Below are 11,209 nucleotides of genomic sequence, written 5' to 3' on the forward strand. Positions count from 1 at the left end.
GGCCTTGTGTCGCGAAAGGGCTGCGAAGCAGCCCCAGGGTTTCAGCGCAGATGCACAAATTGCCGGGGCTGCTTCGCAGCCCTTTCGCGACACAAGGCCGCTCCTACAAAAGCTCGCGCAGGCATCAGGACCAATGCAAGACAGTTCCTTTCATAGGTTTGTTGTCTATTTGAGTTCTAATGTGCAATCCAATTTTGGTCGGGCAAATAAATAAAATTGTACTGTGTCGCCTTGCAAAACAATTCGACTTCGCGTTAAGTAATGAGCAACCGCCGCCACCGGTGGCCAGCAATGCTCCCCACAATAACAAAACGGAGTACACCCATGAGCAAACGTATCGCCTATGTCACGGCGGGAATGGGCGGCCTTGGCACTGCCATCTGTCAGCGCCTGGCCCGGGACGGTTTCACCGTCGTGGTCGGCTGCGGCCCTGCATCGCCACACAAGGACGCCTGGCTGGCCGAGCAGAAACAGCGCGGCTTCAACTTCATCGCTTCGGAAGGCAATGTCGCCGACTGGGCTTCGTGCCAGGAGGCGTTTGCCCGCATCAAGCGCGAAGTCGGCCCGGTGGATGTCCTGGTGAACAACGCCGGCACCGCCATCAACGTGGTATTCCGCGACATGCAGCCGGGTGACTGGAGCACGGTCATCGATACCAACCTCAATTCCCTGTTCAACGTCACCCGCCAGGTGATCGACGACATGGTCGCGCGGGGCTGGGGCCGGGTCATCAACATTTCCTCGGTCAACGCACAGATCGGCCAGGTCGGCCAGGTCAACTATTCCACCGCCAAGTCGGCCATCCGTGGCTTCACCCGTGCACTGGCCCGTGAAGTGGGCGCACGTGGGGTGACGGTGAACACCGTTTCGCCCGGCTTCATCACCACCCCCAAACTGCGCTCGGTCACCAGCGCCTCGGTGATGGACCGCATCATCCAGGACATCCCCGCACGCCGCCTGGGCACCCCGGACGAGATCGCCGCCATCTGCGCCTGGCTGGCATCCGACGAATCGGGCTATGCAAACGGGGCGGATTTCTCGCTCAATGGCGGCCTGCACATGAGCTGACGGCACAGGCCGAACGCCTGCCGCTCTACCTTGATGCGCCTGTCTGGCGCTGACCCATAAAAACAATTGTATTTCAAGTCAAGGTGATACAAATGCTGTCATTTCTCGGATACGGCATGATCGTGACCTTCATGGCGCTGATCATGACCAAGCGCCTGTCGCCGCTGGTGGCAATGACCACGGTACCGATCCTGTTCGCGCTGTTCGCAGGCTTTGGGCCGGACATGGGCGACATGATGATCGAGGGCCTGCGCAAAGTCGCACCCACCGCGATCATGGTGATGTTCGCCATCCTCTATTTCGGTGTGATGTTCGATACCGGCCTGTTCGACCCGATCATCAAGAAGTTCATCCAGCTGATCGGTGGTGACCCGATGAAAGCGGTGGTGTTCGCCGCGCTGCTGGCGGGGCTGGTGTCGCTCGACGGCGACGGCTCGACCACCTACATGATCACCGTCACGGCCATGTTGCCGCTGTTCAAGCGCATGCGCCTGGACCCGCTGGCGCTGACCTGTGTGGTGATCCTCGCCGCCAGTGTCACCAACCTGCTGCCCTGGGGTGGGCCGCTGGCCCGTGCCGCCGCCTCGCTGCAGGTGGAAACCGCCGAGCTGTTCCTGCCGCTGATCCCGACCCTGATCATCAGCTTCCTGGGTGTACTGCTGCTGGCCTGGTTCATCGGTACCCGTGAACGCCAGCGCCTGGGCCGCCTGCCGCAGTCGCTGGGCGCGGCCGCCACGGTGTTCGACGATGCCGACAACGAGGCCACGCCTTCGCTGTCGGAAGAAAACGCCGAACTGCGCCGGCCCAAGCTGTTCTGGCTGAATGCCGGCCTGACCATCGCGCTGATGACCGGCCTGGTGCTGGAAATCCTGCCGCTGGCGATCCTGTTCATGGTCGCGTTCTCGATTGCCCTGGTGATCAACTACCCGCACATGCAGGACCAGCGTCGGCGCATCTCCGCCCACGCGCCGACGGCGCTGAATCAGATCGCCATCTTCCTCGCCGCCGGCATTCTCGCGGGCATCCTTTCGGGTACCGGCATGGTCGATGCCATGTCCAGGAGCTTCCTCGACATGCTGCCGGCCAGCTGGGGCCCGTACATGGCACCGATCACGGCGCTGGCGAGCATCCCGGGCACCTTCTTCATGTCCAACGATGCCTTCTACTACGGGGTACTGCCGGTGCTGGCCAAGGCCGCCGAGGTGTATGGCATCACCCATGCCGAAATTGGCCGCGCCTCGCTGGTCGGCCAGCCGATCCACCTGCTGAGCCCGCTGGTGGCCTCGACCTACTTGCTGTGTGGCCTGGCTGGGGTAGAGTTCAGTGACCACCAGAAGTACACGCTGAAATGGGCGTTCGCGCTGTGCATGCTGATCATGTTCGTGGCCATGGGCTTTGGCTTGTTCCCATGGAGCGCTGGCTGACCCGCGCCGTTCAACACCGGGGTGGTCACAGGCTGCCCCGGCTTTTGCCTTTCAGGATTTTGCCGTGCGTTACGACCTTACCAGCCTGGACCTGTTCATCACCGTGGCCCAGGAGCGCAACCTCACCCGCGCCAGCCGTATCAAGCATATGGCGGTGTCGGCCATCAGCAAGCGCATCACCGAGCTGGAGGCACAGATCGGCTCGCCCTTGCTGGTGCGCAATGCCCGCGGCGTGGAGCTGACCCCGGCCGGCCAGTCGCTGCTGTTCTACGCCCGCCAGCTCAAGCAGACCATGGCCCAGCTGGATACCGAGCTGAGCGGCTACGCCAGCGGGGTGAAGGGCCATATCCGCATCCATGCCATCACTTCGGCGCTGTCGCAGTTTCTGCCACAGGACCTGGCCGGCTTTGCCCGGTTGTACCCGGCGATCAAGTTCGATATCGAAGAACGGGTGGGCTCGGCGGTGGTCCGGGCGGTGGCTGACGGACGTGCCGATCTGGGCATCATCGCCGCGCAAACCCCGGCGCAGGGGCTGGAAACCTTCCCCTACCGGCACGATGAACTGACCCTGGTGGTGCCTGCCGGGCATGCCCTGGCGGCCCACCAGCGGGTGCGCTTTGCCGAGGTGCTGGAGCACGAGATGGTCGGCCCGCACCTGGAAAGCTCGGTGCACAGCTTGCTTACCAGCGAAGCCGAACGGCTGGGCAAGGCGCTCAAGCTGCGTATCCGCATCAGCAGTTTCGACTGCATGTGCCGCATGGTGTCGAACGGGCTCGGCGTCGCGGTGCTGCCGCGCAGCGTCATCGACCAGTACCTGCGCAGCCACAAGCTCAACGCCGTGACGCTCGACGAGCCCTGGGCGCAGCGCACGCTGCTGCTGGCTTTGCGCAAGTTCGATGCCGCCTCGGCCACCCTCAAGACCTTTGTCGACCACCTGAAACTGGCGCAATAGAGGCATTGGCGAGCGTTCGCAATTGGCGAACGCTGCTGTGGTAATTGATCAATTTTCATCCGCCCAGGCTGCTTTTACCATCGGCTCATCCACAGCGCCGAGTACCGACTGCGCCCTGTGCACACGACAAGAAACCGAGCGATACGAGCATGACCGAGACTGCCCGCGACCTGATGAGCACCCTGGAGATCGACCAGGCGCAATTTGCCTACGTCGACCTGAAGAAGCTGCTGAGCCCCAGCCAGCTGCAACGCCTGCCGTTTTCCATCCGTATCCTGCTGGAGAACGTCGCCCGCTGCACGCCACAGGCGCTGCAGCCTGTGCTGGCCCGCGCCCTGGGCCAGGGCCCGGACTGCGAAGTGCCGTTCCAGCCCAACCGCCTGATGTTCCATGACACCACCTGCCTGCCGGCGCTGGCCGACTTCGCCGGCATGCGTGACGTGGTCGCCGAACTGGGTGGCGACCCGGCGGCGATGAACCCGCAGATCCCGGCGGTGCTGACCATCGACCACTCGGTAATCGTCGAGCGTTATGCCGAGCCGGAAGCGGTCGAGCAGAACCTGGACATCGACTTCCGCCGCAACAGCGAGCGCTACCGCTTCATCAAATGGGCGCAAAAGAGCCTGGACAACTTTGGCGTGATTCCACCGGGCACCGGCATCATCCACCAGATGAACATGGAAGCCCTGGCCAAGGTGGTGTGGGAAAGCCGCACCGAAGACGGCCAGCGCCTGCTGCACCCGGACGACATGGTCGCCACCGATAGCCACACGCCGATGATCAACGCCATCGGTGTACTGGGCTGGGGTGTCGGCGGCCTGGAAGGGCAGGCGGCGATGGTCGGCGAGCCGGTGCCGATCAACTTCCCGCAGGTGATCGGTTTTCGCGTTACCAATGCGTTGCGCCCCGGCGTGACCGCCACCGACCTGTCGCTGCATGTGGCCGAGATCCTGCGCCAGCGCTCGGTGGTAGGCAAATTCGTCGAGTTCACCGGCCCCGGCCTTACAACGCTCAGCTGGGCGGCGCGCGGCACGGTGTCGAACATGGCACCGGAATATGGCGCCACCGTGGTGTTCTTCCCGTTTGACGACCAGACCCTGGACTACCTCGAGCTCACCGGCCGTTCGCCGGAGCTGTGCCTGCAAGCGGCCAGCTACATGCATGCGCAAAACCTGCACCGGCGCGACGACCTGCCAGAGCCGCAGTTCGATGAACTGATCGAACTGGACCTGGCCAGCATCGAGCCGAGCGTCGCCGGCCCGTACCAGCCGCACCAGCGCCAACCGCTATCGCACTCGGGTGCCTCGTTCCAGGAGCAGGTACTGGGTGGCGGCAACCTGATTGCCGGGCCCAAGGCCGAACAGTTCTTCGAGCCCTCCTTTGGCACGCCGATCAGCCATGGCGCCGTGGTAATTTCGGCGATCACCAGCTGCACCAACACCGCCAACCCGGCGCAGATGATCCAGGCCGGCCTGTTGGCGCGCAACGCCCGCCGGCTGGGCCTGCAACGCAAACCCTGGGTCAAGACCTCGCTGTCCCCAGGTTCCCAGGTGGTGGCCGACTACCTGGCCGAGGCCGACCTGCTGCAGGACTTCTCCGCGCTGGGCTTCGACCTGGCCGGCTTTGGCTGCATGACCTGCATCGGCAACTCCGGCAAGCTCGAAGAACATGTCGAAGCCTTTGCCGACCAGGGCCTGAAGGGAGTGGTGGTGCTGTCGGGCAACCGCAACTTCGAAGGCCGGGTGAACCCCAAGGTGCCTGCTGGCTACCTGGCATCGCCGGCCCTTTGCGTGGCCTTCGCCATCGCCGGTACCGTCGAGATCGACCTCACCTGCGAAGCACTCGGGCAAGACAGCGCCGGCAATCCGGTGCACCTGCATGACCTGATGCCCAGCGACGAGGAAGTCACTGCCCTGGCCGCCCGGGTGGTCAAGCCGGAGTTCTTCCAGCAACGCCTGGCCACCGTGTGGGACGGCACTCACCATTGGCAGGCGCTGTCGGCCGAGGGCAGCGTGCAGTTCCCGTGGGATGCGCGCTCGACCTACCTGCGCCGCCCGCAGTACCTGGCTGACATTCAGGCCGAACCGAAGGCCAGCCTGGCGATCCAGGGTGCGCGGCCGTTGATGGTGCTGGGCGACAACGTCACCACTGATCATATTTCCCCTGCTGGCGCGATCCCCGCCAACAGCCAGGCCGGCGAATGGCTGCTGGCGCGTGGCGAGGACCCGCAGGACCTCAACCAGTACTCCACCCGCCGCAGCAACCACGAAGTGATGCTGCGCGGCGCGTTCACCAACAAGTCGGTGCGCAACCACCTGCTCGGCGAGCAGCAGCCAGGCCCGGGTGCCTGGGCCTGGAACGCCGACCACAGCCAGTGCCTGCCGCTGTACGACGCGGCACAAAGCTACGCCGGTACGCCGATGGTGGTGTTCGCCGGGATCAACTACGGCGCCGGTTCCAGCCGCGACTGGGCGGCCAAGGCCCAGGCCCTGCTGGGCGTGCGTGCGGTCGTGGCGCGCAGCATCGAGCGCATCCACCGCAGCAACCTGATCGGCATGGGCGTGCTGCCGCTGCTGTTCAAGGAAAGCGAGAGCGTTGATGACTTGCAGCTGGACGGCAGCGAGCGCTTTGACTTCGTTGGCCTGGACGAGCTGACCGTGGGCGAGAACCGCATCCGCCTGCTGGTGCAGCGCGAGGATGGCCGCCGCGACGAGGCCGAGCTGATCGCCCGCATCGATTCGCTGCAGGAAATCCGCTACCTGGTCAACGGCGGGGTACTGCCCTACGTGATTCGCAAAGTGGTCAAGCGCACCCGCGGCTGACCCTGCCCACCGCAATGACTCAAGGCGGTGGCCGTGATGGCCACCGTGCGGGGCGCTGCTGCCGCAAGAACGGCCAGTACCCATCCACTTACGGGAGATCTACCCAATGTTTGCCTATGTCGGTTCGCGCACCACCCGCGAGCGCAATGCCCGGGGTGACGGCATCACGGTCTACCAGGTGGACCAGCAGGCGGGCACCCTGGAGCGCGTGCAGGTTGTTGGTGACCTGGTCAACCCGTCGTTCCTGGCCCTGAACCGTGCCGGTGACCGCTTGTACAGCGTGCATGGCGATTGCAGCGAAGTCAGCGCGTTCAGCGTCGAGCGCAGCGATGGCAGCCTGACCCTGCTCAACACCGTCAGCTGCGAAGGGCGTAACCCGGTGCACCTGGCGCTGGACCCGAGCGAGCGCCACATGGTGGTGTCCAACCATATCAGCGGCACCCTGGCGGTGCTGGAGGTGCAGGCCGATGGCCGCCTGGGCGCGGTCAGCCAACTGCTGCAACTGGAAGGCCCGGTCGGGCCGCACCGGGTCGAGCAGCCGTTCGCCAAGCCGCACTTCAACCCGTTCGATGCCTCGGGCCAGTTCGTGCTGGTGCCGGACAAAGGCCTGGACCGGGTATTCAGCTTCCGCTTCGACAACGGCAAGTTGTACCCGGCCCAGCAACCTTTCGTGGCCAGCCGCGAGGGCGCCGGCCCACGGCATATCGCGCTGCACCCCAACGCGCCGTATGCCTTTGCCATCAACGAGCTGGATTCCACTGTCACCAGCTACCGCTTCGATGCCCAGAGAGGAGCGCTGCAGCCGCTGCAGGTGTTGTCGTCACTGCCCTCGACCTACACCGGCAACAGCCGCGCCGCGGAAATTGAAGTGGACCGCAGCGGGCGTTTTCTCTACGCCTCCAACCGTGGCTACGACAGCATCGCGGTGTTTGCCATCGACCGGCACAGCGGCCTGCTGACGCTGGTCGATGTGGCGCCGAGCGGCGGCAGCACGCCACGCTTTTTCGCCCTTACCCCCAACCAGCGCTTTGTCTTCGCCCTCAACGAAGACAGCGACAGCATCGTTGCCCTGGCAGTCGATGCGCAGCACGGACGCTTGAGCAAGACGGGCTTTGCGGTTTCGACCGGCAGTCCGGTCTGCATGGTTTTTTCTGCCTGAACCGGGCTGCACGTATAACAATGACAAGGGGCAGGCCCTGGCCTGCACCACAGTGAGGTTGCCATGAACAACAACAAGACTGTCGATGAACAGGCCACGGTCCGCAAGGTCACCCTGCGCATCATTCCTTTCATGTTCCTGCTTTACATCGTCTCGTACCTGGACCGCGCCAACATCGGCTATGCGGCGCTGGAAATGAACAAGGAGCTGGCCCTGACCAGTGAAGCCTTCGGCTTCATCTCGGGCATCTTCTTCATCGGTTACTTCCTGTTCGAAGTACCCAGCAACGTCATGCTCAACAAGTACGGGGCACGGGTGTGGATCGCCCGCATCCTGGTGACCTGGGGCGCCATCGCCGCCGCTACCGCCTTCGCCCAGACCGCCAACCAGCTGTATGTGCTGCGCTTCTTCCTGGGTGTCGCCGAGGCCGGGTTTTTCCCGGGGGTGATCGTCTACCTGACCTACTGGTTCCGCTCCAAGGAGCTGGCCACCACCGTGGCGCTGTTCACCGCGGCGATCCCGGTCAGCTACATCATCGGTGCGCCGCTTTCCACCTGGATCATGGACAACATCAAGTGGCTGGACTGGAGCGGCTGGCGCTGGATGCTGTTCCTCGAAGGCGTGCCGGCGGTGTTCCTCGGCGTGGCCTGCTTCCTGTTCCTGACCGACAAGCCCGAGCAGGCCAAGTGGCTGACCCAGGCAGAGAAAGACTGGCTGATCGCCGAGCTTGAGCGCGACCGCCAGAGCCGCAAGAACGTGAAACGCCTGAGCGTGTTCAAGACCATGGTCAACCCCAAGGTGCTGTACCTGGCGTTCATCTACTTCGTGTACCAGTGCGGCAGCCTGGGTGTCGGCTACTGGATGCCGCAGATCATCAAGGGCTTCAGCAGCAGCCTGACCCACACCCAGATCGGCCTGATCGCCATGCTGCCGTACATCGTCGCGACCATCCTGATGGTGGTGTGGTCGCGCAGCTCCGACCGGCGCAACGAGCGCAAGCTGCACTCTGCGATCCCGTTGGCAGTGGCTGCGCTGGGCCTGATGGGCGCGGCCATGCTGCCGAGCCCGGTGGCCTCGATGGCGATGATCTGTGTGGCGCTGACCGGCCTGTACAGCTTCAAGTCACCGTTCTGGGCGCTGCCCACGCTGTTCCTCGACCGTGCCACCGCTGCAGTGTCGATTGCGGTGATCAACTCCATCGGCAACCTCGGCGGCTTTGCCGGGCCGTCGCTGATTGGTGTGGTCAAGGGCGAGACCGGCAGTGCGGCGACCGGGTTGCTGTTCCTCAGCGCCTTGCTGCTGCTGGCGTTCCTGATGACCTTGCTGATGCGGGTTGCCAACAAGGAGCCGGGGCAGCCGATGACTGCCTCCGCCCATTAGTCCCCTGGGGCTGCTGCGCAGCCCAATCCTACCCCCAAAAACAACACCGAACCTGTAGGAGCGGCCTTGCGTCGCGATAGGGCCGCGTAGCGGCCCCAGCATTCCCAACAAAAAAACGGAACCGCCGATGTACAACAACAAAAACATCCTGCGTACCCTGCTAACCCTGTCTCCCTGCCTGGCCGCCAGCACCGTCAGCGCCGAAGGCTTCATCAAAGACAGCAAGGCCAACCTGACGCTGCAGAACTACTATTTCAACCGCGACTTCCGCGACGGTGCCGGCCAGTCCAAGCGCGAGGAGTGGGCCCAAGGCTTCCTGCTCGACCTGCGTTCCGGCTACACCCCAGGCGCCGTTGGCTTCGGCCTGGACGCCCTGGGCATGCTCGGCCTCAAGCTCGATTCCAGCCCCGACCGCGCAGGCTCCGGACTGCTGCCGGTGCACGACGATGGCCGCGCCGCCGACGAGTTCAGCCGCCTGGGCCTTACGGCCAAAATCAAGGTGTCTGCCAGTGAACTCAAGTACGGCACGCTGATCCCGAAACTGCCGACCGTACAGGCCAACACCGGCCGCATCCTGCCGCAAACCTTCGAGGGCGGCTTGCTGACGGTCAAGGAGATCGACGGCCTGACCTTCACCGGTGCGCGCTTCAACCGCATGACCGACCGCGATTCGACCAACGCTACCAAGATCACCCTGAACAACAAGAACCGGCGCTTTGCCGGGGCGGTGGAAGGGGATGACTACTGGATCGGCGGCGCCGACTACGCCATCAGCAAGCAACTGGGTATCAGCTACCAGTACGCCGAGCTGCAGGACGTGTACCGGCAGAGCTTCTTCGGCCTCAACTACGTGTGGAACGTAGGCCCAGGCAAGCTCAAGAGCGACCTGCGCTACATGCTCAGTGACGATGCCGGCAAGGCTCGCGGGGGGGCGATCGACAGCGGGGCGCTGAGTGGCATGTTCACCTACAGCCTGGGCGGCCATGCCTTGGGCCTGGGCTTGCAGAAGATGAATGGCGATACCTCGATGCCGTTCCTCAATGGTACCGACCCCTACCTGACCAACTACATCCAGATCAACGACTTTGCCGAGCCGGGCGAGCGCTCGTGGCAGTTGCGTTACGACTATGACTTTGTAGCGCTGGGCATCCCGGGGCTGAGCTTCATGACCCGCTACGTCAAGGGCGACCACGCCAATGCCGCGACCTCGGCACAAGAAGGGCGTGAATGGGAGCGCAACACCGATATCGCCTACGTGATCCAGGCCGGGCCCTTGAAGAACGTCGGCATTCGCTGGCGTAACGCGGCCTACCGCTCCAGCTTCGCCCGCGGGGCCGACGAGAACCGCCTGATCGTGACCTACACCTTGCCAATCTGGTGAGCCCCATTCGCGGGTAAACCCGCTCCTACAAGATCTATGCGGTCTTTGTAGGAGCGGGTTCATCGAGGCGTCGAACCGCCGCGAAGAGGCCCGCCCAGACAACGGAGAACTCAATGTCCATCGCAACCCCCCCAGCACTCCTGGCCGAACTCGCCCCCAACGGCATCCTCCCGGTCGCCATCAACCTCGGCAACCCGGTCCTCGCCCAGCGCGGCCCGGATGGCGAACCCCAAGGGGTATCGGTGGCCTTGGCCAAGGCCCTGGCCGAAGAGCTGGGTGTCACCCTGCAGATGCGTACCTTCGACGCCGCCGGCAAGGTGTTCGCCGCGCTGGAGGAGGGTGCCTGGAACCTGGCCTTCCTCGCCATCGAGCCGGTGCGCGAAGCACAGATCGCCTTCAGCGAACCCTACGTACTGATCGAAGGCACCTACCTGGTCAACCGCGACGCGCCGTTCCAGCAGGTCGGGCAGCTGGACCGCAGTGGTTTGCGCCTGGCCGTGGGCAAGGGGGCGGCCTACGACCTGTACCTCAGCCGCACCCTTGAACACGCTGAGCTGGTACGCGCCGATACGTCGGCAGGTGCCGTCGACCTGTTCATCGAGCAAGGCCTGGATGCGGCGGCTGGTGTGCGCCAGCCGTTGCAGAAAGTGGCCGATGCCGACCCGCGCTACCGCGTGCTGGATGGCGCATTCACCGCCATCCGCCAGGCCATGGCGGTGCCGCGTGGGCGCGAGCAGGCGGCGGCGTATGTGGGGGATTTTGTCGAGCGGCAGGTGCGCAGTGGGTTTGTTCGAGGGGCGTTGCTGGCTAGCGGGCAAACGGATGTCAGCGCACCGCGTTGAATTCGGGGGGGGCGCTGTGGGAGCGGGCTTGTCCTAATGCCAGTCAGTTAAGCGGTAAGGGCTGACGGGGGCTTGCCTTGGGATCTTGGTTGCCTGTTAGATCGAGCGCCGCCCGCGCGGCGCTTCGCGGCACAAGGCCGCTCCCACTGTCTGTTTCGGGCCAGTCAGTCCTGTGAGGTCA

The 11,209-nt window shown here is 64.2% G+C and carries 8 protein-coding genes; all 8 read left to right on the forward strand.

The annotated features are described in order from the left end of the window. Nucleotides 1–324: 324 nt before the first annotated feature. Nucleotides 325–1,068, forward strand: coding sequence for an acetoacetyl-CoA reductase (phbB, locus tag ACIP1G_RS31475; protein ID WP_400744415.1), 744 nt, complete (start codon nucleotides 325–327; stop codon nucleotides 1,066–1,068). A gap of 92 nt (nucleotides 1,069–1,160) precedes the next feature. Next, nucleotides 1,161–2,492: a CitMHS family transporter gene (locus tag ACIP1G_RS31480; RefSeq protein ID WP_400744418.1), complete on the forward strand. Its 1,332-nt coding sequence runs from the start codon at nucleotides 1,161–1,163 to the stop codon at nucleotides 2,490–2,492. A gap of 64 nt (nucleotides 2,493–2,556) precedes the next feature. Beyond that, nucleotides 2,557–3,444 (forward strand): LysR family transcriptional regulator, encoded by an 888-nt coding sequence (locus ACIP1G_RS31485; protein WP_400744420.1) that lies wholly within the window; start codon nucleotides 2,557–2,559, stop codon nucleotides 3,442–3,444. Between the two features lie 149 nt (nucleotides 3,445–3,593). Further along, nucleotides 3,594–6,266, forward strand: coding sequence for an aconitate hydratase AcnA (gene acnA / locus ACIP1G_RS31490; RefSeq protein ID WP_400744423.1), 2,673 nt, complete (start codon nucleotides 3,594–3,596; stop codon nucleotides 6,264–6,266). Nucleotides 6,267–6,372: 106 nt separating this feature from the next. Then, entirely contained in the window at nucleotides 6,373–7,425 is a 1,053-nt protein-coding gene (locus ACIP1G_RS31495; protein ID WP_400744426.1) for a lactonase family protein, read from the forward strand. Nucleotides 7,426–7,488: 63 nt separating this feature from the next. Next, complete coding sequence (locus ACIP1G_RS31500) at nucleotides 7,489–8,805, forward strand: MFS transporter (protein ID WP_400744429.1); 1,317 nt, start codon at nucleotides 7,489–7,491, stop codon at nucleotides 8,803–8,805. A gap of 127 nt (nucleotides 8,806–8,932) precedes the next feature. Further along, complete coding sequence (locus ACIP1G_RS31505) at nucleotides 8,933–10,186, forward strand: OprD family porin (RefSeq protein WP_400744432.1); 1,254 nt, start codon at nucleotides 8,933–8,935, stop codon at nucleotides 10,184–10,186. Between the two features lie 113 nt (nucleotides 10,187–10,299). Further along, nucleotides 10,300–11,028 carry a transporter substrate-binding domain-containing protein gene (locus ACIP1G_RS31510; protein ID WP_400744435.1) on the forward strand — a complete coding sequence of 243 codons (729 nt, stop codon included), beginning with the start codon at nucleotides 10,300–10,302 and terminating at the stop codon, nucleotides 11,026–11,028. Nucleotides 11,029–11,209: the final 181 nt, after the last annotated feature.

This window comes from Pseudomonas sp. NPDC089392, from assembly GCF_044749595.1.
Taxonomy (GTDB): domain Bacteria; phylum Pseudomonadota; class Gammaproteobacteria; order Pseudomonadales; family Pseudomonadaceae; genus Aquipseudomonas.

Excerpts from the sequence above, each read along its gene's own strand:
- phbB (WP_400744415.1), top strand. The coding sequence starts at position 325 with ATGAGCAAACGTATCGCCTATGTCACGGCGGGAATGGGCGGCCTTGGC.
- ACIP1G_RS31480 (WP_400744418.1), top strand. The coding sequence starts at position 1,161 with ATGCTGTCATTTCTCGGATACGGCATGATCGTGACCTTCATGGCGCTG.
- acnA (WP_400744423.1), top strand. The coding sequence starts at position 3,594 with ATGACCGAGACTGCCCGCGACCTGATGAGCACCCTGGAGATCGACCAG.
- ACIP1G_RS31495 (WP_400744426.1), top strand. The coding sequence starts at position 6,373 with ATGTTTGCCTATGTCGGTTCGCGCACCACCCGCGAGCGCAATGCCCGG.
- ACIP1G_RS31500 (WP_400744429.1), top strand. The coding sequence starts at position 7,489 with ATGAACAACAACAAGACTGTCGATGAACAGGCCACGGTCCGCAAGGTC.
- ACIP1G_RS31505 (WP_400744432.1), top strand. The coding sequence starts at position 8,933 with ATGTACAACAACAAAAACATCCTGCGTACCCTGCTAACCCTGTCTCCC.
- ACIP1G_RS31510 (WP_400744435.1), top strand. The coding sequence starts at position 10,300 with ATGTCCATCGCAACCCCCCCAGCACTCCTGGCCGAACTCGCCCCCAAC.